The sequence below is a fragment of the Planococcus soli genome, assembly GCF_016881065.1.
Classification (GTDB): Bacteria; Bacillota; Bacilli; order Bacillales_A; family Planococcaceae; genus Planococcus; species Planococcus soli.
On record NZ_WXYN01000016.1, the window covers coordinates 235,635 to 259,656 of the forward strand.

22 protein-coding genes and 1 other annotated feature are annotated in these 24,022 nt (G+C 46.0%); of the genes, 16 read left to right on the plus strand and 6 right to left on the minus strand.

The genetic code is table 11. The features are described 5' to 3' along the window. The first annotated feature begins 3 nt into the window (after positions 1 to 3). The 9 genes from GJB59_RS08895 (at position 4) to GJB59_RS08935 (ending at position 9,406) form a co-directional block, all read left to right on the plus strand. Positions 4 to 552: a Fe-S-containing hydro-lyase gene (locus GJB59_RS08895; protein WP_142826910.1), complete on the plus strand. Its 549-nt coding sequence runs from the start codon at positions 4 to 6 to the stop codon at positions 550 to 552. A gap of 23 nt (positions 553 to 575) precedes the next feature. Then, a complete protein-coding gene (locus tag GJB59_RS08900; protein WP_142826911.1) occupies positions 576 to 1,466 on the plus strand; it encodes an NAD(P)-dependent oxidoreductase in 891 nt (296 codons plus the stop codon). Between the two features lie 88 nt (positions 1,467 to 1,554). After that, positions 1,555 to 2,220, plus strand: a complete 666-nt coding sequence (locus GJB59_RS08905; RefSeq protein WP_142826912.1) for a GntR family transcriptional regulator — start codon at positions 1,555 to 1,557, stop codon at positions 2,218 to 2,220. Positions 2,221 to 2,266: 46 nt separating this feature from the next. Continuing rightward, a complete protein-coding gene (locus tag GJB59_RS08910) occupies positions 2,267 to 3,325 on the plus strand; it encodes a tartrate dehydrogenase (RefSeq protein WP_142826913.1) in 1,059 nt (352 codons plus the stop codon). A 145-nt stretch (positions 3,326 to 3,470) separates the two neighbouring features. Next, the gene (locus GJB59_RS08915; protein ID WP_142826914.1) at positions 3,471 to 4,322 is read left to right on the plus strand and encodes an HpcH/HpaI aldolase/citrate lyase family protein; all 852 of its coding nucleotides are present in this window, start codon (positions 3,471 to 3,473) and stop codon (positions 4,320 to 4,322) included. 396 nt (positions 4,323 to 4,718) lie between these two features. After that, on the plus strand, positions 4,719 to 5,411 hold the full coding sequence (locus tag GJB59_RS08920) for a class I SAM-dependent methyltransferase (RefSeq protein WP_236015535.1): 693 nt from the start codon (positions 4,719 to 4,721) through the stop codon (positions 5,409 to 5,411). Positions 5,412 to 5,479: 68 nt separating this feature from the next. After that, positions 5,480 to 6,901, plus strand: a complete 1,422-nt coding sequence (locus GJB59_RS08925; RefSeq protein WP_142826915.1) for an SLC13 family permease — start codon at positions 5,480 to 5,482, stop codon at positions 6,899 to 6,901. 130 nt (positions 6,902 to 7,031) lie between these two features. Then, entirely contained in the window at positions 7,032 to 8,198 is a 1,167-nt protein-coding gene (locus tag GJB59_RS08930) for a CaiB/BaiF CoA transferase family protein (RefSeq protein WP_142826916.1), read from the plus strand. A 32-nt stretch (positions 8,199 to 8,230) separates the two neighbouring features. Then, the gene (locus tag GJB59_RS08935) at positions 8,231 to 9,406 is read left to right on the plus strand and encodes an acyl-CoA dehydrogenase family protein (RefSeq protein WP_203583267.1); all 1,176 of its coding nucleotides are present in this window, start codon (positions 8,231 to 8,233) and stop codon (positions 9,404 to 9,406) included. Positions 9,407 to 9,454: 48 nt separating this feature from the next. On the opposite strand, the gene GJB59_RS08940 is transcribed toward GJB59_RS08935, so the two are convergent. Then, positions 9,455 to 10,888: a M20 family metallopeptidase gene (locus tag GJB59_RS08940; protein WP_142826918.1), complete on the minus strand. Its 1,434-nt coding sequence runs from the start codon at positions 10,886 to 10,888 to the stop codon at positions 9,455 to 9,457. Between the two features lie 237 nt (positions 10,889 to 11,125). After that, positions 11,126 to 11,353 (plus strand) — a binding site (T-box leader). A gap of 91 nt (positions 11,354 to 11,444) precedes the next feature. Here GJB59_RS08940 and GJB59_RS08945 point away from each other — a divergent pair. Further along, positions 11,445 to 12,608, plus strand: coding sequence for a pyridoxal-phosphate-dependent aminotransferase family protein (locus GJB59_RS08945; RefSeq protein ID WP_142827232.1), 1,164 nt, complete (start codon positions 11,445 to 11,447; stop codon positions 12,606 to 12,608). Further along, positions 12,605 to 14,191, plus strand: coding sequence for a phosphoglycerate dehydrogenase (gene serA, locus GJB59_RS08950; RefSeq protein ID WP_142826919.1), 1,587 nt, complete (start codon positions 12,605 to 12,607; stop codon positions 14,189 to 14,191). The genes GJB59_RS08945 and serA overlap by 4 nt, the downstream gene beginning before the upstream one ends. Positions 14,192 to 14,405: 214 nt before the next feature. Here the strand turns inward: serA and GJB59_RS08955 are convergent, their stop codons facing one another. The 4 genes from GJB59_RS08955 to GJB59_RS08970 all read right to left on the minus strand — a co-directional run bounded on the left by GJB59_RS08955 (position 14,406) and on the right by GJB59_RS08970 (position 17,647). Then, positions 14,406 to 15,023 carry a hypothetical protein gene (locus GJB59_RS08955; protein WP_203583268.1) on the minus strand — a complete coding sequence of 206 codons (618 nt, stop codon included), beginning with the start codon at positions 15,021 to 15,023 and terminating at the stop codon, positions 14,406 to 14,408. A 289-nt stretch (positions 15,024 to 15,312) separates the two neighbouring features. Next, positions 15,313 to 16,242, minus strand: a complete 930-nt coding sequence (locus GJB59_RS08960; protein WP_142826921.1) for an IS3 family transposase — start codon at positions 16,240 to 16,242, stop codon at positions 15,313 to 15,315. Beyond that, positions 16,140 to 16,703 (minus strand): helix-turn-helix domain-containing protein, encoded by a 564-nt coding sequence (locus GJB59_RS08965; protein WP_142826922.1) that lies wholly within the window; start codon positions 16,701 to 16,703, stop codon positions 16,140 to 16,142. The genes GJB59_RS08960 and GJB59_RS08965 overlap by 103 nt, the downstream gene beginning before the upstream one ends. A 158-nt stretch (positions 16,704 to 16,861) precedes the next feature. Beyond that, on the minus strand, positions 16,862 to 17,647 hold the full coding sequence (locus GJB59_RS08970) for an HAD family hydrolase (RefSeq protein ID WP_142826923.1): 786 nt from the start codon (positions 17,645 to 17,647) through the stop codon (positions 16,862 to 16,864). Between the two features lie 138 nt (positions 17,648 to 17,785). Between GJB59_RS08970 and GJB59_RS08975 the strand changes: the two genes are divergently transcribed. Both GJB59_RS08975 and GJB59_RS08980 read left to right on the plus strand, forming a co-directional pair. After that, the gene (locus tag GJB59_RS08975; protein WP_142826924.1) at positions 17,786 to 18,889 is read left to right on the plus strand and encodes a nitric oxide synthase oxygenase; all 1,104 of its coding nucleotides are present in this window, start codon (positions 17,786 to 17,788) and stop codon (positions 18,887 to 18,889) included. Positions 18,890 to 18,903: 14 nt separating this feature from the next. Then, positions 18,904 to 19,119 carry a hypothetical protein gene (locus tag GJB59_RS08980; RefSeq protein WP_142826925.1) on the plus strand — a complete coding sequence of 72 codons (216 nt, stop codon included), beginning with the start codon at positions 18,904 to 18,906 and terminating at the stop codon, positions 19,117 to 19,119. 251 nt (positions 19,120 to 19,370) lie between these two features. Here the strand turns inward: GJB59_RS08980 and GJB59_RS08985 are convergent, their stop codons facing one another. Beyond that, the gene (locus GJB59_RS08985; protein ID WP_142826926.1) at positions 19,371 to 20,114 is read right to left on the minus strand and encodes an SDR family NAD(P)-dependent oxidoreductase; all 744 of its coding nucleotides are present in this window, start codon (positions 20,112 to 20,114) and stop codon (positions 19,371 to 19,373) included. A 196-nt stretch (positions 20,115 to 20,310) separates the two neighbouring features. Here GJB59_RS08985 and GJB59_RS08990 point away from each other — a divergent pair, with 196 nt between their 5' ends. The 3 genes from GJB59_RS08990 to GJB59_RS09000 all read left to right on the plus strand — a co-directional run bounded on the left by GJB59_RS08990 (position 20,311) and on the right by GJB59_RS09000 (position 24,022). After that, positions 20,311 to 21,030: a YebC/PmpR family DNA-binding transcriptional regulator gene (locus GJB59_RS08990; protein ID WP_142826927.1), complete on the plus strand. Its 720-nt coding sequence runs from the start codon at positions 20,311 to 20,313 to the stop codon at positions 21,028 to 21,030. A 192-nt stretch (positions 21,031 to 21,222) separates the two neighbouring features. Then, positions 21,223 to 22,803, plus strand: a complete 1,581-nt coding sequence (locus GJB59_RS08995) for a class I adenylate-forming enzyme family protein (RefSeq protein WP_142826928.1) — start codon at positions 21,223 to 21,225, stop codon at positions 22,801 to 22,803. Beyond that, entirely contained in the window at positions 22,796 to 24,022 is a 1,227-nt protein-coding gene (locus GJB59_RS09000; protein WP_142826929.1) for an acyl-CoA dehydrogenase family protein, read from the plus strand. Before GJB59_RS08995 ends, GJB59_RS09000 begins: the two co-directional genes overlap by 8 nt.

Here is a 24,022-nt window from a genome sequence, read left to right on the forward strand (position 1 = left end):
GATATGCAGAAGAAAATCCGCCTGCCTTTACGCGACGAAGATATTGAATCGCTGAAAGCAGGAGACCGTGTCTTGCTTTCTGGTGTAGTTTACACCGCGCGGGATGCAGCCCACAAGCGAATGGTGGAACAGGAAAAAGAAGGAACACCACTGCCTGTTGAACTGAATGGACAGGTTTTATATTATACAGGGCCGACTCCTGCAAAACCTGGCGAAGTGATCGGTTCTGCAGGGCCAACAACAAGCGGCCGAATGGATTTGTATACACCGGCGCTTCTCGAAAAAGGCTTAAAGGGAATGATTGGAAAAGGCTATCGAAGTGAAGAAGTCATCGCTTCTATGCTGAAGCACAATGCGGTTTATTTTGGAGCTGTTGGTGGGGCTGCTGCATTGATTGCCCGCTCGATCAAAAGGGCGGAAGTGGTGGCCTATGAAGATTTGGGGACAGAGGCCATCCGGAAATTGACTATTGAAGATTTTCCGGTATTTGTGATCAATGATATTCATGGCGGTGACATCTACAAAGACGGAGTCGCAAAATATAAGCAATAGAGGTATCCAAGGGGGCCGCAAAGATGAAAGCAGGAATTATCGGATTGGGCAATATGGGTGGCCGTATGGTGAAAAGACTGCTGGAGCAAGGGGTGGAGGTCGGCGTTTTCGACCTCAATAAAGACTTTGTCCGGAAATTTGTAGAGATGGGGGCAAAAGAAGCAACAAGCCCCGCTGATTTAGCAAGGAACTATCCATACGTTCTGACGGTTTTGCCGAATGTTTTTATTGTCAAAGAAACACTGACGAGTCCGGAAGGGTTGATGGAAGGCATGAATTCCGATAGCTTGCTGATCGAGATGACAACATCGATTCCTTCTGTGACAAAAGAACTGAGTGCTTTGCTGAAAGAAAAAGGACTGAAGATGATTGATGCTCCCGTGAGTGGAGGCGTCAAAAAGGCGGAAGAAGGAACTTTGTCTATCATGGTCGGCGGCGAAGAAGCAGATTTCGAAAGAGCTAAACCGCTGCTTCAATGTCTGGGTTCCAATATTTTTCATGTCGGAGAAGCAGGAGCGGGACACACGATCAAGGCACTGAATAACATGATCTCCGCAACCACTTTAGCGGCGACTGGAGAAGCAATGGCGCTTGGCGTTAAACTGGGCCTTGACCCTGAGAAAATGCTGAATGTCATTAACGCGAGCACCGGCAGAAGCTTTTCCAGTGACTTTAAATTTCCAAATCAAGTGCTGACCCGGAAATTTGAAGTCGGCTTTACCTTGGATTTGATGGTCAAAGATCTGAAGATCGCCATGGCGATGGCGGAAGAGGAAAAGGTGCCAATGTTCATTTCCAGCGCATCGTTCCAGCTTTGGAAACATGCGTGGTCCCAAGGTGGCGGTGACCAGGATCATACAGCCATAGTAAAATATATCGAAGAAATGTTCTCCGTGGAAATCAAAGGATCCTAGCTACTCTCATACTCGAAGGTGGTCTTTAATGGTAAAATACAAGTATTCTTTCCTATATCTAAAAGGAAACGTATTTAAGGGGTGCCATATGGAGAAATTTAAATTAACAGAACAGGATAGGGCCACGTTGCAGTACAAAGTGACAAATAAACTGAGGGAATTGATCCTCAAAGGTGAGTTTAAAATGGGCGAGCGGTTAATGCAGGAGGAGTGGGCCCAAAAATTGGGCGTCAGCCGCATGCCTCTTAGAGAAGCGCTGCGTCAGCTGGAAGTGGAAGGTTTGGTTAGGATTGAACCCAGAAGAGGTGCCGTGGTGACGCCGATTTCTGTTGAAGATATCGAAGAGATCTATCAATTGAGGGCCCTTCTGGAAGGCCAGGCCGTAGTAAAATCACTTCCTTATTTGGGAAATGAAGAAATACAGGAGCTTGAAGATCTTTACCATGCAATGATCAAACTGAAAGCTGATGAAAACGATGTTGAAGTTTTTATGAAGCTGAACTCAGAGTTCCACCGGATTTTAAGGGAAAGCTGTCCCTGGAGACGGATTCAAGGTTTTATCGAAACCTTATGGAAAGGGATACCTCCTTATACACCAAGTCTTTTGTCGAACCACTTGGAAGATTCTCATGAAGAACATCGCCTAATGCTGGAATATGTAAAACAGAAAGACGAAATTCAATTAAGAAGAATTACGGAAAAGCATATTTTAAGAACCAAAGAAAACTTAATTGAAATGATGAGGAAAGAATAAAAGTCTTGTACGTATGAAGTTCGATAAGCAGAAAGGGGCAAGCTGTATGAAGCAAATGGAGTTAGCAGTCATCCCAGGAGATGGCATCGGAAAAGAAGTCGTGCCTGAGGCGTTGCGAGTTCTGGATATAATAGCAGAGATTCACGGCGGGTTGAAGTTCAATTCGACGCACCATCCGTGGAGCTCGGAGTATTATGTGGAACATGGAGAAATGATGCCGAAAGACGGCTTAAGCCAACTCACACAAAGTGATGCAGTTTTCCTGGGGGCTGTTGGAGATCCCGCGTTGGTGGCCGATCATATCTCGCTCGGTGGCTTGCTGCTGAAAATTCGCAGAGAGTTTGAACAAGTCATCAACATCCGCCCCGCCAAACAGCTAAAAGGAATTGTCTCACCCCTGGCAAATCCAAGGGATTTCGACATCATGATCGTCCGTGAGAATAGCGAAGGGGAATACAGCAGTATTGGAGGCAGAGTTCACAGCGGAGAAGATGAAATTGTCATCCAAAACGCGGTGTTCACAAAAAAAGGGGTTTCCCGGGTTATCCAATATGCATTTGAATTAGCCCAACAACGTAGCGGGCGCGTGACCAGCGCAACAAAATCGAATGGAATTGTTCATTCGATGCCATTTTGGGATGAGGTCTTTAAAGAAGTCTCGTCGAATTATAAGAATGTCCAAACAAACAGCGAGCATATTGATGCGCTTTCGGCTTTCTTCATCACCAAGCCGCAGACGATGGATGTCGTGGTGGCCAGCAATTTATTTGGAGATATTCTAAGCGATATCGGTGCGGCCATAATGGGCAGTATCGGAATAGCGCCTGCTGGAAACATTAATCTGAACGGCAAATATCCATCTATGTTTGAACCGGTGCATGGCTCAGCGCCAGATATTTTTGGCAAAGGAATCGCCAACCCCATTGGACAAATCTGGACTGCAAAAATGATGCTGGACCATTTCGGAGAATTTGAAATGGGTACGCTGCTGCTCGAAGCTATTGAATCTTCTATGCAATCGGGCATCAAAACAGCTGATATTGGAGGCAGTTCTTCTACCTCTGAAGTGACTGACGAAATTATTACCAATTTGCGAAACAAATAAGTATAGTTGCCCTGCTGAAAAAAGCAGGGTCTGCCATTTTGAAAAGAACGAAATTTTCTGAAATCAATTTACAGGATTTGAATTATTTAGTAAGATAGAGCTAAACACATATTGTATCCAATATCCAAAGAATGGAGTGAGCGCAATGGATGCATCACGCTCCTACTTATTTGTACCGGCTACCGATCTTGCATTAATAAAGAAAGCGGTCTCATCCGCGGCTGATGTTGTCATCGTGGACTTAGAGGATGCAGTAGCTTTATCCGAAAAGGAAACGGCAAGAAAAGTAATGAAAGAAGCATTGAAAGCCCATAATCAGGAACAAAAAATCATCGTCCGCATCAACGCTCTGGATACTGCTTTTTGGGAAGCTGATTTGGAAACTGCAATCAATGGTGGAGCCACAGGTATCATGCTACCAAAAGCGGAAGATGAGCATGGAGTTCAAAAAGTCGCAGACAAAATACGGCAAATCAGCGGCGGCAAAGATAAAGCTTTTGAATTGATTCCGTTAGTAGAAAGCGCAAAAGGTGTGCAGTTCGCGTTTGCCATCGCCTCTGCTGACCCTATGGTTTCCGTATTGGCTTTCGGATCCATCGACTTTTCACTGGACATCGGCTGCGAGCTGACTCCGGAAGGACTTGAATTGCTGTTTGCCCGTTCGCAGTTGGTCATTGCATCAAAGGCAGCAGGAAAAGGATTGCCAATCGATGCTGTATATCCGGATTTAAGTGATGAAGAAGGACTGAAAAAACAAACGATTTTCGCAAAGCAACTGGGCTTTAAAGCAAAGCTGGTCATTCATCCGAAACAATTGGCTATTGTCCATCAAGTATTTTCACCGTCAAAAGAAGAACTCGCGCTAGCGAGAGAAATTGTTGAGGGATTTGAAAAAGCTGAAAAAAATGGTGTCGCTTCGATTAAAATAGCTGGTCAGTTTGTCGATTATCCCGTGTATAAAAAAGCTAAAAAGATTTTGCAGTACGGCAGTCTTTAGGCAATACCATACCCCCCAAAAAAGATGAACACAATGAAAACAATGCCAATCAGCAGTCCTATCGGGAACGGTTATATAGATTTCAGTAAAATGAAGACCCCGGCATTAGCGACTACTACAGATGTCATAAAGATGAAAAACCAGTAAGACCCGAAAAATTTCGTGACAGACGATGGATCTAACCTGTATCCCCATAAAATACATAAACTTATCATTGCCAATGATAAGCAAGGCGGTCATTGCGAACGTGCCGTTGCGGTTGGGTGACCTCTACGGTATCGGGACAACTGATGATAGGGTTTATATTCATACGGCAGGCGGCTGTTATTTCCCGGATAAGGCTTGCTGTTGACGATTGGAAAATAAATTTTTGATGGCTTGATCGGAGGCGTAGAAATGGCGGAGAAAATGGAGTTCAATCAGGAAATTGCGACTGAATACGATAAAGGGGTCCGGCGGACGTTGCCAACTTATGATCCGATGCTGCGCCTGTCACAAACCTTTCTTCGCTATGCGCTAAAAGAGCAGGCTGAAGTGTTGGTGGTCGGCTGCGGTGGAGGAAATGAATTAAAAGCTTTTGGTGTGCCGAATCCCGGCTGGCGCTTTACAGCTGTCGATCCTGCAAAAGCCATGCTGGAAGCCGCAAAAGCCAAAGCAGTGCATGCAGAAATTGAAGAGCGCATCGAATGGGTGAATGGCACCGTAATGGATGTGCCGACAGAAAAACGTTTTGATGGTGCGACTTGCATACTGGTGCTGCATTTTGTCCCTGAAATGGAAGAGAAAAGGGCATTGCTGATGAAAATAAGAAGCCACTTGGATCCTGGTGCACCTTTTGTCCTGGTTAGCAAATTCGGCGACCCGAATGATCCCGAATTTAAAGAGCTGGTGGCCCTGTGGAAAAATTATTGGCTGGACATGACAAATCTGCCAGAACAGCAAGTAGAGAACCTGATGAAAGGAACGCTGACCGAATCGTCGATTTCTGAATCCCAAATTCGTACATTGTTGAAGGATTCAGGATTCCACAGGGTAGCCAATTTCTTCAGGACCAACCATTTTGGGGGTTGGATCTGCTACGCGGCTTAGGAAAAATAGAAATCGATTCTCTCTGTTTCAAAGGAAAGTTGTCGGCTGTGAAGGGGAGGGAAGGCAACATGAAAAACAATCCGGCGGAAAACAGGAGAACACTCTTGTTTATAGGAATAGCGATTTTGGGTTTCCTTGCTGCCTATTTTTTATTGCCCAATGAGTTTTCCTACGAAGCAAAAGTGATGACGAGCATCATTACGCTCGGGATTATCTTGTGGTCATTAGAGCCGATACCGATTGGACTGACAGCATTGATTATCCTCTTGCTGATGCTGTTATTCGGCATCGCAGATACGTCGGTGATCTTCAGCGGGTTTTCATCTCCTGCAACGTATCTCATTGTCGGAGGCATGATGCTCGCCACTGCGGTCAACGAAACTGCACTTATCAAACGGATGAGCTATACAATACTAAAAAAATGGGGCAGCCGTTCAGCGGGCTTGCTCGGGAGCATCATCATCATTCAGCAGATTCAGGCCTTTTTTATTCCCTCTACCGCTGTCCGGTCTGCGCTGATCCTTCCGGTTTCAACCATGATCATTGAAACGACTCATGCTGAGCCCGGTGGTAATTTGCGGAAAATGATTATGCTCGGTGTCGCTTTCGGCGGCATTATCAGCGGAACATCTGTCATGACTGCGGCAATCGGCAATATTTTGACAGTAGAACTGCTCAATCGTTTTGCAGGAATCAATATCACATACTTTCAATGGTTTTACTATACATTTCCAATTTGGCTGATATTGATTCCGGCAATATGGCTTATGCTGTTAAAAGTTTTTCCATTGCCTGAAGAACAGCGATATTTTCCTGCAATCAAAGATGAAATGACGGGAAAGCTGGAGGAATTGGGTCCCATCAACGCCAGGGAAATCCGTTGTTTGGCCATTCTGCTGGCGATTGTAATTTTTTGGCTGACAGAACCTCTTCATGGACTGCACCCGAGCGTTCCTGCACTGGCTGGCGTAGTGCTGATGACTTTGCCCATTATCGGCGTCGCTGCCTGGGAGCCTGTCGTCCGCATCAACTATAATACCGTTTTATTGATCAGCGTTACGTTATCTATGGGGTACACGTTCGTAGATTCAGGCGCGGCAACCACTATCAGCCAGTATTTGAGTGTCGGCTGGTTTATGCAGCTTATCCAAAATCCATTTACCGCCGTAGTGATCGTCATTATTCTGGCTCAAATTTTTCATAAAATGATTTCCAATGTGGCCACTGCCGTTGTTGTGCTGGTGCCGATCGTTATAAGCGTTGCCCAAAATGCCGGCATCAATCCGCTGGCGATCTCTTTTACCACAGGCTTGACCTGTCTTTTCGGCTTTGTCTTGATCGTTGAATCCATGCCGAACCTGATTGCCCATAGCACGGGGATGATTTCACAGAAGGATTTTTTAAAACCCGGCCTATACGCCACCATCATTTCAATGGCAGCAACGGTTCTTGTAGCTGCTACCTGGTGGAATTGGATTGGGTTAATTTGAACAATTTTTAAATCGATATTATTTTGCTGTGGGTATTGCACAAACCAGCGTCCGCCTGGAGCGATTTTTTCTCACTAGCTCAGATAAATATTTGTTCATTCACTAAAAGATTATAAAAGGAGGAGTTTTTATGTTGCCATTGGAAGGCATAACCGTCGTTTCTTTGGAGCAGGCAGTTGCAGCGCCCTTTGCGACAAGACAATTAGCCGACTTAGGGGCCCGGGTCATTAAAGTGGAAAGGCCGGGAGTCGGAGACTTTGCCAGAAACTACGATAAAACGGTCAAAGGGATGGCCAGCCATTTTGTCTGGATCAACCGTTCCAAAGAGTCATTGGCGCTGGATTTGAAACAGGAGGAAGCCAAAGAGGTTCTGCACAAACTTTTGGAAGAGGCAGATGTATTCCTCCATAATCTTGCGCCTGGAGCGGTTGACCGGCTCGGGTTCAGTGCAGAAGAACTGAAAATTGCATATCCGAAGCTGATCATTTGTTCTATTTCCGGGTATGGCACTTTCGGGCCGTACACCAATAAAAAAGCCTATGACTTGTTGATCCAATGTGAAGCAGGGTTGGTATCCGTTACAGGAACGGAGGACACTCCATCCAAAGCCGGGATTTCCATCGCCGATATTGCAGCGGGAATGTATGCATACACAGGTGTATTGACCGCCATCATTTCACGCTATAAAACGGGGAAAGGCGCAATTATTGAAGTGTCCATGCTTGAAGCCTTGGCCGAGTGGATGGGCTATCCTCTCTATTATTCCGCTTACGGAGAAAATGAACCGCCTCGTACCGGTGCGAGCCATGCCACCATTTATCCGTACGGGCCTTTTAAAGCGGGAGATGGAAAAATGGTCTTTATGGGTATTCAAAACGAACGTGAATGGGGCGAGTTTTGCCATACTGTACTGAGTAATCCGGATCTGGCTTCAGATCCGTTGTTCAACAGCAACTCCCAGCGCGTAGTCAACAAAACTGCATTAAAAAGCATCATCGAAGATGTTTTTCAGGCAATGGATTCTGGACAAGTCATCGAGCGGCTGGAGCTTTCGCGGATTGCCAGCGCACGGCTGAATACGATGAATGAACTTGTCGATCATCCACAACTCGCAGCCCGAAACCGCTGGCGGGAAGTAGATTCGCCGGTAGGGAAGTTAAAAGCGCTCATTCCACCTGTTACATCAGACGAAGTCGATACCGTCATGAATCCGATTCCCGAAGTTGGCGAACATACCAACTCCATTCTGTCAGAGCTTGGATTTTCTGAAGAGCAAATAATCAAACTGACCACCTAACGAAAAAGAGCATTCGAAAGGGGAAAATGACAATGGCTAAGTTAACATCAGAGGAAAGAGAACATTTACGGCAGGAAGTACGGAAGTTATGTTCGGAATTCCCAAATTCCTATTGGAGAAAACTGGATCTTGAACGCGAGTATCCATATGAATTTGTGGATGCATTGACGAAAAGCGGATACTTGTCTGCATTGATTCCTGAACAGTATGGCGGCAAAGGATATGGCATGACAGAAGCGACAATTATTCTCGAGGAAATCAACCGTTCCGGAGGCCATGCGGCTGGCTGCCATGCGCAGATGTATACGATGGGCGCGTTATTGAAACACGGCAGCGAAGAGCAGAAGCAGCAGTATTTGCCTGGCATCGCGGACGGTTCGATTCGATTCCAGGCCTTTTCGGTCACGGAGGAAAACGCCGGCTCCAATACGACAGCTATCGAAACTTTTGCTGAAAAAACGGCAAATGGCTATGTGGTCAATGGCCATAAAAACTGGACAAGCCGGCTGTTGCAGTCGGATTTAGTCATGCTGTTGGCACGCACCACACCGATTGAGGAAGTGAGAGAAAAAAGGGCGGCAGGGCTTAGCCTGTTCCTGGTGGATTTGCGGATCATCCGTGAGCAACAGCCGGAATCCCTGGTCGTTGAACCGGTTCGGACCATGTTCAATTACGCCACAAACCAAGTGCGGTATAAAGATATGGAAATACCTGCAGAATGCCTCATCGGTGAAGAAGGCAACGGTTTCCGCTACGTACTTGACGGAATGAATGCCGAGCGGACGTTGCTGGCGGCAGAAGCGATTGGCGACGGTTACTTCTTCATCGATAAAGCGACCAGCTATGCCAATGAACGTGTCGTCTTCAACCGCAAAATCGGTGAAAATCAAGGCATCCAGTTTCCCATTGCCCGGGCTTACGCTGCGGTCAAAGCAGCAGACTTGATGCGCTATGAAGCGGCAAGAAAATTTGATGAGGGCGAGAAGTTCGGAGAACAGGCCAATCTTGCAAAATTCCTGTCGAGTGAAGCAAGCTGGCAGGCGGCAAACGTCTGCCTGGACACGTTCGGCGGCTATGGATTTGTCGATGAATATGACGTGGAGCGGAAATTCAGGGAAACCCGCATGTATCAAGTGGCTCCGGTCAGCAACAATATGATTTTGGCTTATCTCGGACAGAATGTGCTGAAGATGCCGCGTTCCTATTGATGTCCATAAGAAAAGACGGCAGAAAATTTCTGCCGTCTTTTTCATATGCTATTTTACAGCGGAAGGCTGGACGCCTTCGGGAATCGGGCATATATAAGCCTCTTTTGCCCGTTTCGCTTCATGTTCAGTTTTGATCGCCTGAAGTTCTTCTGGATTGTGATACAAATGGATAGCGGTGTTGGCCATGGCTTCAGAGGACAGCAGCATGCCGCTGTGGGCAAACGAACCGATGCCTTGCGTCACCATTTGCCACGTGTGAAGGGGCGTGCCGATAGCTGAAGTGGCAGTAGTCAATTGGGCGGTCGGAACAATCCAACTGACATCCGAAACATCTGTGGAGCCTGCCATGACTTCGTTGGAAGGAACATAATCGGAAATGATATCCGAAAGATATTTGCCCTCGAATTCGCTGCCATCCCCGCTGTAACCGAAAGTTTTCATACCGGCGAGGAAATTATTCTTCTCGCCCTCGGACAAGGTCTGCCAAATCCCTGCGGCGAATTCCTTTTCTTCCTCAGTCGGCTGGACAGCTCCGGCTTCGAGCAGCTTTTCGTTCAAAATGGTTTCTAGTGTCCGATTCGGTTCATAGTTGGAACAGGCTTTATCAAAGACGATGGTCATCTCGGTCTCGGTCATCAACGCAGCGCCTTGCGCAATTTTGCAGACGCGTTTATAGATTTCATCGACTTGTGCAACTTTGGGCGCGCGGATCAAATACAAAACTTCTGCTTCCGACTGCACGACGTTTGGTGAAAATCCGCCGCTGTTGGTGATGGCATAATGCATCCGTGCTTCCTGCACAACATGTTCGCGCAGGTAATTGACGCCGACATTCATCAATTCCACTGCGTCCAATGCGCTGCGTCCCAAATGCGGTGAGTTCGCTGCGTGTGAAGCCACTCCCTTGAAGCGGAAATAGACCTGATAATTGGCTAGACTCGACAAGCTCATAATGGAATTGGAGTAAGAAGGATGCCAGGTCAAAGCGATGTCCAAGCCATCAAAGACGCCTTCGCGCACCATGAAAGTTTTGCCGGAGCCGCCTTCCTCACCAGGGCAGCCGTAAAATTTTACGGTTCCACTGATATTGTTGTCACTGAGATAGGCTTTTACGGCATATGCCGCCGCCAGAGAACCGGTCCCGAGCAGATTGTGTCCGCAGCCATGGCCAATGCCTCCTGGTTCGATCGGTTCCTGCTTGGTTAGATTGGCTTTTTGGCTGAGTCCTGATAAGGCATCGAATTCACCAAGAAATCCGATGACAGGCTTTCCAGTCCCGTAAGATGCGACAAATGCGGTTTCGATCCCGCCAACTCCCCGTTCGACTGAAAATCCCTCTTTTTCCAATTCGTCTGCTAAAAAAGCAGCAGATTCAAATTCCTCGTAGCGTGTTTCGGGGTGCTCCCAAACATATTTACTGATGGATTCAAAGCGCTCCCTGTTACTGGTTAAGTAGTTGCTCACTGCAAAGTCAGTTGTCATGTCAGTTCCTCCTTTGGAATAAATTCAGTATCATTATAACAAAATTATGTTGCATTCCGGGAACAAGTCCGAATTGATCGGCTTTCTTGAATTGTGAAAAAATTTTTAAGTTTCCTTAGAGCCATACGGCTTCTGCGTTTGCGATAATGGAAACGTTTGCAAAGAAATCTAAATATTTTTTATATATTGACAATGAATTTTAGACTGTATATGATGGAGTCAATTCAAATATACAGATTAACTATGTTGATGGAGATACGCTTGATGCAAGGAAATCTCAAGAGAGCTGATGGTTGGTGAGAATCAGTGGTTTCGGCATTTCGCAGCACTCCTGAATAGATGGATTGAATACCCCAGTAGGTCCATCCGCTTCGTGTCCGTTACGCATGTGAACCAATGAGGCTGTCAGTTTTTTGACAGTGAATTAGGGTGGTACCGCGAAATAGAAGACTCTTCGCCCCTTGCATCTTTATGTAAGGGGCGAAGAGTCTTTTTTGCGTCTTTATACAATAACTGCCCGCAAAAGCGGGAAATCGAAAGGGGAATGAGCTTCATTATGCTGACAGACCAACAAATTTTACGAATCCCAGGACCAACGCCAATTCCGCCAAGTGTGCAGCGTGCAATGGCACAGCCGATGATCGGGCACCGCGGACTAAGTACATCCGAAATGATCAGTGACATCAGACCAAGATTAAAACGCGTTTTTGGAACCAAGCAGGAAGTGGTCATTTTAACAGGCAGCGGGACCGCAGGACTGGAAACAGCCGTGGTTAATACGGTTGCTCCTGGCGAAGAAGTTCTGGTTCTGGTAACAGGCGCATTCGGAGACCGTTTTGCGAAAATTTGTAAAGCATATGGAATTCAGACCCATGTATTCGAAGTGGAGTGGGGCCAAGCAGTTGACCCGGAAGCAGTAAAAAACTTTCTTCTGGAACATCCTGAAATCAAGGTGGTCTTCTCAACGTTCTGTGAAACTTCCACCGGCGTCTTGAACCCCATCAAAGAACTGGCTGCTGCTGTTAAAGAAGTATCGGATGCCCTGGTCATCGTCGATGGCGTATCCTGTGTAGCAGGTACGGAAACCGAAATGGATAAATGGGGAATCGATGTAGTCGTCACGGGCTCACAAAAGGCCTTTATGCTTCCAGCGGGCCTGTCGTTCATTGCAGCGAGTGACCGGGCTTGGAAGAAAATCGAAGCCAATCCACAGCCGCGCTTTTATTTGGATATCAAAAAACACAGAGACAATATTTTAAAAGATACAACGCCTTTCACACCGGCACTGTCCATTTTATTCGGCTTGCAGCAGGTGCTCCAATTATTGGAGGAAGAAGGGCTGGAACAGGTATACGCAAGGCACCACTTGATGAAAGATATGACCCGCGCAGCATTTAAAGCACTTGGAATTCCGTTGCTTACTTCCGACAAAGACGCTTCTCCGACAGTTACCGCTGTAATGCCGGATGACTTTGATCCGGAAGAATTCCGGAAAGTGATGAAGAAAGAATTTGCTCTGGAAGTGGCGGGCGGCCAACAGCATTTAGCGAAAAAGATTTTCCGTATCGGCCACATGGGCTATTGCTCTCCGGCAGATATGCTGCAAACATTGGCTGCGATGGAAATTGGCTTGATGAAGGTAGGAAAAGAAATTGAACTCGGCAAAGGAATTGCCGCCGCACAGCAAGTCTATTTAACAGAAGGGAAGGGAAGCAAATGACTTTTCACGTCTTAATCAGTGATCCACTCAGCGAAGAAGGAATTTATCCCCTGCGTCAGGCAAACGGCGTAAATATTGTCATGGAAACCAACTTGACTCCGGAACAATTGGGCGACCGGATTGACGGCTTTGATGCATTGCTTGTCCGGAGCCAGACTCAGGTGACACGGGAATTGATTGAAAAAGCATCAAACCTAAAAATTATCGGACGTGCAGGTGTCGGCGTCGACAACATTGATTTGGAAGCGGCAACTGAACACGGCATTATCGTCGTCAATGCACCGGACGGCAATACCAACTCGGCGGCTGAGCATACGATGGCGATGCTGATGTCAATGGCACGCAAAATTCCTCAGGCGTTCCACGCGTTGCGCAATCAAAAATGGGACCGCAAATCCTACGTGGGTGTTGAGTTGAAAAACAAGACGCTCGGGGTGGTCGGGTTCGGCCGGATTGGCCAGGAAGTGGCAGCACGCGCAAAAGGGCAGCGGATGAATATCATTGCTTACGATCCTTTCCTGACAGCTGAAAAAGCAGAAAAGCTTGGAGTGGATTTCGGATCGGTGGAGGATGTGCTGAAAGTGGCGGATTTCGTGACTGTCCATACGCCATTGCTGAAAGAAACCAAGCATTTGATCAATAAAGAAGCATTCGCTATCATGAAAGACGGTGTGCAAATCGTCAACTGCGCGCGCGGCGGCATCATTGATGAAAGCGCATTGTTCGACGCTGTAAAATCCGGGAAAGTGGCTGGTGCAGCGCTTGATGTTTTTGAACAAGAGCCAATGGTTGATTTTCGCTTACTGGATCTTCCAGAAATCATTGCTACACCTCATTTGGGCGCCAGCACTTTTGAAGCCCAGGAAAGTGTTGCAGTAGATGTCAGCATGGACGTCGTCAGCTACTTTACGACAGGGACTGTCCGGAATTCAGTGAACTTGCCTTCTGTACCGAAAGAAATCATGAAGAAAATCGAGCCTTATTTTGATTTGTCAGAGCGTTTGGGTGCCTTTTTGACCGATTTGACCGGTGCGGCTGCAGAAGAGGTTACTGTCCGCTACGCTGGTGATTTGGCCAATATGGAAGTTGGGCCATTGACGCGCAATATGCTGAAGGGTATGCTTAAGCGTCATCTTGGCAAACACGTTAATGATGTCAATGCGATGTATATCGCCAATCAAAAAGGCATTGTCGTCAGCGAACAAAAGACTACGGAATCGAAAGGGTTTACGAGCCTGATCACTGTAGAAGTGAAAACTGCAAAGGGAACCAGAAAAGCAGCCGGAACTTTGTTAAACGGACAAGGCGCACGCATCGTCAAAGTGGATGATTACTTGGTGGATGTCGTGCCGGAAGGGCATTTGCTGTATGTTCGCCACAATGACCGTCCGGGTGTTATCGGACGTGTCGGAACCCTGCTAGGCCAGGAAAATGTCAACATTGCCACGATGCAGGTGGGGCGTTCGATTGTTGGTGGAGACGCCATCATGATGCTGTCAATCGATAAGCCTGCAGAAACAAGCAGCTTGGAGCAGCTAGCCAAACTGGAAGAAATTGAAGGGGTTACTCCCATCAATTTATAGGAATAACGGATTTTCATGGTGCATACAGTGTTCTGTGAACGAATATGGATAATTAAAACGGATAAAAAGACTGGGGTTCATTTTGAGCTCCCAGTCTTTTTGTGTTGCAGTATTAAAATGTTAAATGATTTTATCCTTTTAAAACAAAAGTGAGCCAGTTTTCTCCTTCTGAACCTTTATATACTACTCCAGTGATAGACATAACGTAGACCGCTTATTCAGAGAATATCAGATTTCCTTGGTCTTCGTATTTAGAGAGATGTACGTTGGCATCTTCTACATAGTTGTAAGAGACTTGAACCAACTGACGGAAGTGCTCCCAATCAGCCTCGTTGTCTGAATGTGGAGCGTATTCGGATGCTGCAGCTACTCTTGTGCTGATGGCTTTCAACATGTTCTCCCGATATCCATTCAGTGCTTGTACTTCTTCTGGAGTTCCTAAAAACTCCAAACTCTCCAACACCAATTGTATTTCGCTGTATTCGGAAATAAACTCGTCTGCTTCTATCACCATACTATCCACTTTATTCAGGTGAGGATCCGGATTGTGATTTCCAAAATGCTCTTCCCAACTGGAGTGAATTTCATCATGAATGCGTTTGAGTTCAGGTATCGTGAATGTTTCAAAATGTTCCCTGTCGGTTTGCTGTTCCAAGTCTTCTTCTGTTCCTGTTGCGACTGCAGGTGGAGTGTTAAGTGGGTTTTCTCCGATTTCGGGTACAGAATGGGGCGAAAGTCCAAAAAACTCCTGGCAGGATGCGATGATCATGACTGAAGTCAAAAGTGGAATACTGAGCTTCACTAAGTGTCTTCCATTCAACTGAACACCCATAACGATTCCCTTCTTTCTATTTTTTTGCGCAAGTATATATGTATGTTAGTTCCATTATATGGTGGGAGGAGCATATACAGCAACTGGAAATATCGTTATTTTATTAAGTCAATCAAATTATTGTCTTTTAGATTCAGATGTTAAATCTATTGCGGACTATCCGACATCATGAGGCTTCGATTATAAAAAAACTCCAGGATGTTAATAGGCTCTGTTTGCGAGCCGGGATATTAAAATGGCAATAAAAAGACTGGGAATTGGTAGTGACCCCTTAAAGTTAGAGTTTCAGTTATGCAGCTAATTGGCTGGCATGCGTCCGGTATTGCACCGGGCTCATGCCGGCCAATTTTTGTTTGATGCGTTCGTTATTGTAGTAAGTTGTGTATTGTTCGATCCGCTGTTTTAATTCCGCGTACGATACCAATGCTTCTCCATAATACATCTCCTGCTTCAGGAGGCCGAAGAAGTTTTCCATGGCCGCATTATCGGCACAGGTCCCTTTCCGGGACATGCTTTGGAAGATCCGTTGCTCCTTTAACGCCTTCACCCAGGCTCGGTGCTGGTAGTGCCAGCCCTGATCGGAATGGATAGTGGTGCGGTAGACCGCCTGTTCCTTGATGATCGGTAGGGCCTGATGCAGGGACGCCATTACGAAGTCGAGGGTTGGCCGTTTTGCCATGCTCATCCCGATGATTTCGCCGTTGTAGAGATCCATGATCGGACTTAAATAAAGCTTTTCATCCCCAGTACACTTGAATTCTGTGACATCGGTCGTCAATTTCTGCAAGGCATGGGGCGTGGAAAATCTGCGGTTCATCCGGTTTTTGGCGATGGTGCCTACTTTTCCTTTGTAGGATTTATAACGCGATTTGCGGATGAATTTTCCGCATTTGAGATTCAATTCGTTCATGATGCGTTGCACTTTCTTGTGGTTAATGACATGGCCAAGCGTTTGTAACGCCAGATGGATCCGGCGGTACCCGTAACGGCCTTCGTGTTTCTCGAACAGTGCCTGGATCAGGATTTTCCATTCCTGGTCCGAGTCTTCCGAATCGAACCGCTGGCGGTGGTAATGGTACGTCGCTTCCGGAAGATCAACGATCTTTAACACATCCGTTAATCGGAATCCTTCTTCGTGGAGTTCGAACGCCAGCGCGGCTTGTGCTTTTCGAGGAAGGCATCCGGATTCTCCTGGAAAGCTTTTAACTTTTTTAAATATGCCACTTCTAAACGGAGAAGCTCATTCTCCCGTTCCAGTTGTTCTTCCCGGGACAAGGCCTTTTCAGGCTTGTCCGAATTCTGTTTCGGTTTTTTTGACATAGAGGGCCGTCCTTTCGCTCGTTCTTCCAGGCCTTTTACCCCTTCCGCCAAAAATTCACGATTCCACCTCGCAATGATTGACGGCTCGTTCACCTCAAATTGGATCGCTGTCTCTTGGTAAGAAGCACCTGTTCGTTTCATAAAGTGTAATACATCCACCTTGAATTGAACAGAATACACCTGTTTCGACTGCTTCTTCCGCAAGCCGTTATTTCCAAAAACCTTCCACATTCGAACCCATTGTTTGATTGGCGTGCTGCTTGGAATTCCATGTTTTTCGGCTAATCGATCATAACTTAACCACCCATTCAGATACTCGTTCACAATCATCCGTTTAAATTCTTCACTGTACTTTGCCATACAAAAAACACCCCAAAAGTTAGATTTGAACTCTAACTTTTGGGGTGCACCACCATTCGGCTTTGAATTCCCAGTCTTTTTATTGCAGTGCTGTAGAGTGAAACATCCTCAAGGAACGAAGCGTAATGTATCTTCTGTATTTAACGGGAGTTTGTTGCCTAAATCTGTTCTAACAGCTGAAGCAACTCCTCCAAGTGCTGGACTTCATATGTTGGAATGATGGATTCGTGCGGAGCTTTTTGTTCACGGTTAAGCCAGACAGAGCGGATTCCGGCTTTTTCAGCACCGATTATGTCTGTCATCAGGTTGTCTCCAACCATCAAAACTTCTTGTGAAGACAAACCAAATTTTGATAAGGCATGATAGAAGATGTCCGGATCTGGTTTGCCTTTTCCAAAAGCGCCAGACACTACGATGTGATCAAAAAAAGGAGCGATTTCCGGTGTGATATCAAGCTTGGTCTGCTGCAGGCTCGGCGACCCATTAGTCAATAACAGCAGTTGATAGTGGCCTTTCAAGTCTTCCAGTACCTTTAAGCTTTCCTCATACAGGACAGGGTTTCTTTTTCGTGCTTCAGGGAAATATTCAGCAAGCTGGCCGCCGAGTTCAGAGTTATCGATGCCGATTTTTTTCAAACCGCGAGTCCATGCATCCCGGCGATAAGCAGGAACAATGGTTTTCATCTGCTGAAAATCTGTTCCTTCGTCATCAAAAGTTCCCCATAGCCCTTCAAAAGGGTTGATGCCGATCATTTTGGTGAAATCGTATGTATTGTATCCCGCATAGAGCTCAGTTGCCGCAGCCCGCACCGCTTCTTCCAGACCGGAACAGTCTTGGCCCGTTAGTTCTTCAGCCAAACGGCACGTTTCCTGGAATGCTTTCTCAACACTCTTCTTGTCCCATAACAAAGTATCATCTAAATCGAAAAAAATCGCTTTGACCATCGGTGTGAGCTCCTCCTGACAATATTTTTACTTTGCTCTAGTGTACTGGAAAAGCCTCCAAAAACATAGGGTGTTCAGAGTTCTGTCACTGAAAAGAACAAGACCTGAGTGATATGATATGAGCAAGGAGTGAAAACAATGACGATAAGCAATTCGACAATGCTTTTATTAGAAGAAGCCACTGACTATATAGGGATTTGCTACGAGGAACTGGGAAAGAGCGATTACCAGAAAGCTGAAAGGCTGCTGGAAATCAAATCGGAAATCGATCACACGGGGACCTACACGCACAGCTTTGAAGAGTTGGAGCATGGAGCACGCATGGCCTGGCGCAATAACAACCGCTGCATCGGCCGATTATTTTGGAATTCGCTGACCGTCTTTGACGAGCGCCATCAAACGACGGCAGAAGGAATCTTTGATGCGTTGGTCCAGCACATCGACTTTGCTGGGAACAACGGAAAAATCCGTCCTGCCATTACAGTTTTTCGCGCTGCACAGGAAAATGGCGAATCCATGCATTTATGGAACCACCAGCTGATCCGCTATGCCGGATATGAAACTGCAAAAGGCATTGTTGGAGACTCCAGTTCATTAGAACTGACAAAGTACTGCCAGGAAATGGGCTGGGAGGGAGCGGGAACGCCTTTCGATATTTTGCCATTGGTCATTCAACTGCCAGGTGAAGAGCCTTTTCTGAAGGAAATTCCGCGCCAGTCGATTATGGAAGTCGAAATTGGACACCCTGAAATTCCCGAGTTTTCACAGTTGGGCATCAAATGGTACGGAATTCCGATCATTTCGGACATGATGCTGGAAATTGGCGGCATCGAATACAAAATGGCACCTTTTAACGGCTGGTATATGGGCACTGAAATTGGTGCCAGAAACCTCGCAGACGAGGATCGATACAACTTCTTGCCTGCCGTTGCAGAAATCATGGAATTAAATATGCAGTCGAACCGTTCCCTGTGGAAAGACAAAGCTTTAGTCGAATTGAATATCGCTGTGCTAGAATCTTTTCAGGAAGCAGGTGTGACCATCGTCGATCACCACACAGCAGCCAAGCAATTCAAGAATTTTGAGAAAAAAGAAGAAGTGGAAGGGCGCGATGTCACCGGAAACTGGGCATGGCTGATTCCACCCATGTCACCGGCCACAACCCATATTTTCCATAAGCCTTATAAGAACGATCTGGTTAAACCAAATTATTTCCATCAAAAAGCTCCCTATCAATTTTAAGGAGAGGATATCTAATGAAAGAATTCAAAGTAACCTATTTTTTTGATGAAGAACATTATATCCGCCGCTTTGTCCACCTGGAGTCACAGACTGAAGCGGAACAGCTGATACAAAGTGAGCGGGATCAATACATTTCGTTTCATGACAACCGCGGAATTTATCATGAGCTGAATACACGGAGCGTTCGCGTCATTCAAATTTCGGAATATCATCGAACGGATAAAGTATGAAAACTAGCAGCGCTGCCTGTTCTAATGTCCAAGCACTTTTTTGTGAGAATTTTAGGTGACCGACTGCAAATTCAGCTGAGCGACTGCAAATCCGCACGAATGCCCATAAATTTATTTGAACGACCACAAATTCCCACGAACGCCCATAAATTCGCAGTGCATGCATCTGAAGACAGAAAAGAGCCTTTTGCCGACTGGCAAAAGGCTCTTTTTAAGAAATGAATGCTTGAAAACTAGCAGCGCTGCTAGTTTTATTTAAAGCTTAAGAACCCGTCATCTACTGCAACGGTAGAGCCATTGATGGCTGCAGCCCCTTCAGAAAATAGGAACTTGACGACATTGGCCACTTTTTCAGGCTGGATCAGCTTGTTGTGCATATGGAGAGCCGACAGGGCTTTCTTCATTTCCGGATCATCTCCAAGGATAGGCGTATCGATAAACCCAGGAGCGACTCCGACTACGCGAATGCCATGTTCAGCAAGCTCTAATGCTCCTGATTTTGACATCATGACGACTGCGGCTTTGGCTGCGTTGTAGTTGAAGCTGCCTTTGGCGGCCATTGAGCCATAGATTGACGCAGTGTTAACGATCGTGCCGGTTGTACCGAGTTCGACCATTTTCTTTGCGCCGTAATAGATGCCGTAATAAACGCTGTGCTGATCGACGTCGATTACTTTATGGTAGGATGCAGGATCCATCTCCAGCAATGGCTTGACGAGACCGATGCCCGCGTTATTGAAAATACCATTCAAGGTGCCAAATTTCTCAACTGCGAAATCAACCATTGCTTCTACTTCCTCAGCTTTTGACACATCCACTTTAAATGAAGCAGCTTTTCCACCCTGGGATTCGATATGGGAAACGGTCTCATTTGCACCGTCTTCATTGAAATCAGCTACTACCACTGCGTAACCTTCTTTTGCTAATTGGTAGGAAGCGTGACGTCCAATCCCGCTGGCGCCGCCTGTGATAATCAGGACTTTGTTTTCTGCCATTATGAGTTCCTCCTAAAAATCTGTTATTTTCTTTACAACTCAACTCTACGCCTATTTTATCTTGAATTCAAAGTATTGGATCGGATAGAAACTGCGGTTTTTGACTGCAAAATACGTTACATCCGAAAGATTTGTACTATAATAGTACATAGTGAACTTCAAAGAAAATGAGAATTTATAGAGAGAAGGAAATTTAATGGGACGCAAATGGAATAATATCAAAGAGAAGAAAGCATCCAAAGATGCCAATACAAGCCGGATTTACGCAAAGTTCGGACGTGAAATATATGTAGCTGCCAAACAGGGCGAACCCGATCCAGAATCGAACCAAGCCTTGAAAGTGGTTTTGGAGCGTGCAAAGACCTATAGCATTCCAAGAGCGATTATCGACCGTGCAGTGGAGAAAGCTAAAGGCGGATCGGAAGAAAGCTATGATGAATTGCGCTACGAAGGATTTGGGCCAAATGGCTCTATGGTGATTGTGGATACGTTGACAAATAACGTTAACCGTACGGCATCAGATGTGCGTGCTGCTTTCGGCAAGAATGGCGGAAATATGGGCGTCAGCGGATCTGTCGCTTACATGTTTGACCATACGGCAGTGTTCGGAATCGAAGGCAAAACAGCTGACGAAGTACTGGAGCTGATGATGGAAGCGGATATTGATGTCCGTGACGTCATGGAAGAAGAAGACGGCGTCATCGTCTACGCTGAACCCGATCAATACCATTTGGTGCAGGAAGCATTCAAAAATGCAGGAATCACTGAATTTACGGTAGCAGAGTTGACCATGCTTGCTCAAAACGAACTGCCGCTGCCGGAAGATGCGCAGGCACAGTTCGAAAAAATGATTGATGCTATCGAGGATTTGGAAGATGTTCAGCAGGTCTACCACAACGTAGATTTAGGGGAGTAATAGCATGAGAGGGCTTTGATTAAATCAGAGCTCTCCTTTTTTTATATGAAAAATATTCTGATAATTAGAAATTTGACTTGTAATTCAAAAAAAGAACGATTATACTAACTTTGAAGAAATAGTATAAAAACTTTGACAATATATTTTTTAAAATTAAATGTAAGGGCTTTCATTTTAAGGAGGGGGCGTTCTATGGAACTTCAGGAGATCAGCTTGTTTGGACGAGAAGGCGTCAAGGTATTCAAAGAGCGGCCACAGACTGTTGGAGAAATCATCAGTGCCAGCAGCAAAATGTATGGTGAAAAACTTGCAGTTGTAACAGAAGAACAATCGGTAAGCTACCGGCAACTGGAAGAGCTGGCGACCGCTATTGCAGCCAATCTTCAAAAGATGGGCATCACAAAAGGCGACCGCATAGCATCTGTAGTCGGCAATTGTGCTGAATTTCCTTTATTGGTCATTGCATGCGCTAAAATTGGAGCGATCATGGTTCCAATCAATGTCAAACTGGCTGTAGAAGAACTTCAATATATTATTGAACATTCCAAACCGAGCGTTATTATCAGCGAACAGGAGTTTCTGGATAAAGTGGAAAAAGCCAACCAGAATGCTTTACCGGTAGCACAAGAAAAGATCATTGTCATCGGCGGGGAAAACTCATATGAACAGCTCTTGGTGAAAGATACTCCCTATCATCAAACCAAAGTCACAGAAGAAGATGGAATTTTTATCCTCTACACGTCCGGCACTACGGGACGGCCTAAAGGTGCAGTATTGACTCATATTAATGTCATTCACAGCTTAATGAATTATAAGCTGTTTTTTGAAACCGACGATCAATTTACTACCTTGATTGCTGTGCCGATGTTCCATGTCACCGGATTGGTCGGGCAGCTGTTGCATATGCTTTATGTCGGCGGCACGGTCTATAGCATGAAACGCTACCAAAATGAAGAGTATATCAAACGGATACTCGATCATAAGATTAACTTCCTTTTCAATGTACCTACCATTTTCATCATGATGTCCACCAGTGAAGAGTTCCAAAAGCACTCGTTTGACTTTGTGAGGAAAGTGGCTTTTGGGGGTTCGCCAATCTACCAGCAGACATTCACAATGCTGAAAAGAGCATTTCCGAATGCACATCTGCACAATGCCTATGGCGCTACGGAAACAACCTCGCCCGCAACCTTGATGCCGATGGATTATCCGGAATCCAAAGTGACTTCGGTTGGGCTTCCAATGACAGTAGCTGACATTAAAATAATGGATCCTGAAGGCCGAGAGTGTACGCCTGGAGAATCTGGAGAACTTTATATTAAAGGGCCTATGGTCATCAAGGAATACTGGGACAATCCGATGGCCAATCAAAACAGTTTTACAGATGGTTATTGGCATTCCGGAGATCTTGGCATACAAGACGATGCCGGCTTTATTTATATCCGGGACCGCAAAAAAGATATGATCAATCGTGCAGGTGAAAAGATATTCTCGATTGAAGTTGAGGACGTCCTAAAAGCCCATCCTGATGTGGTGGAAGCCGCAGTCATCGGTGAGCCCGACCCGGTTTTTGGAGAAAAAGTAAAAGCATTCGTAGTGGGTCCGAATTTGGATGCCGATGATTTTACCGATTTAAGAGAACATTGCAGTAAATCATTGGCGAAATTCAAAGTTCCTGAAGAATTTGAGTTGATCGATAGCCTGCCGAGAAACGCATCCGGCAAAATCTTGAAAAATACATTGAAAAACATTGGAGGAAAAGCAAATGCTTAAAGAATTATCACCGAAAGCCGAAGAGTTAAGAGTGAAATTACTGAAATTCATGGATGACTATGTCTATCCAAATGAAAAAACAGTCGAAAAATACTTAGAAGAAGCCGAAGACCGCTGGACGATTCCACCGATCATTGAAGAATTGAAAGAGAAAGCAAAAGAACAGGGTTTATGGAACCTGTTTTTGGACCATCCGGAATACGGCGCGGGCTTATCAAACTATGACTACTCACACCTATGCGAAATCATGGGCCGTTCCTTGATTGCACCGGAACTGTTCAACTGCAATGCACCGGACACCGGCAATATGGAGGTTTTCATCAAATACGGAACTGAAGAGCAGAAAAAGCAATGGCTGGAGCCTCTATTGCGCGGGGAAATCCGGTCATGCTTCTCAATGACGGAGCCCGCAGTTGCTTCTTCCGACGCTACTAATATCCAAAGCAGCATCGTCCGTGATGGCGATGAATATATCATCAACGCGAAAAAATGGTGGACAACGGCAGCCAAAGATCCCCGCTGTAAAATTGCGATCGTTATGGGGAAAACGGATCCAAATGCTGCTAAACATCAGCAGCAGTCGATGATTTTGGTGCCTTTTGATGCCCCGGGAGTGGAAATTATCCGTCCGCTGACCGTATTCGGCTACGACGATGCGCCTCAAGGGCATGCCGAAGTCCACTACACCAATGTCCGTGTACCGGCTTCCAATATGCTGCTGGGTGAAGGGCGTGGATTTGAAATTGCACAGGGCCGTTTGGGGCCGGGACGCATCCACCATTGCATGCGTGCCATTGGAGCTGCTGAACGTGCGCTTGATTTGTTGTGCGAACGCGCAGATAGCAGAGTAGCGTTCGGCTCCACGTTGGCAGAAAAAGATGTAATTAGAGAAATCATCGCTGAAAGCCGGATTGAAATTGAGCAGGCGCGTCTGTTGACCTTGCATGCTGCACACAAAATTGATATGGAAGGCGCCAAAGCAGCACGCAAAGAAATCGCGATGATCAAGATTGCTGCACCACGAGTTTCGCTGAACGTCATCGATCGTGCTATGCAGGTTTTTGGCGGAGCCGGCTTAACGGAAGATTTTCCACTCGCGGCACATTACGCCAATGCCCGGACACTTCGCTTGGTTGACGGTCCGGACCAGGTCCACTTGCGCGACATTGGCCGTTTGGAACTGCGGGAACAATTGAAGGAAAGTTCAAACGTGAAATAA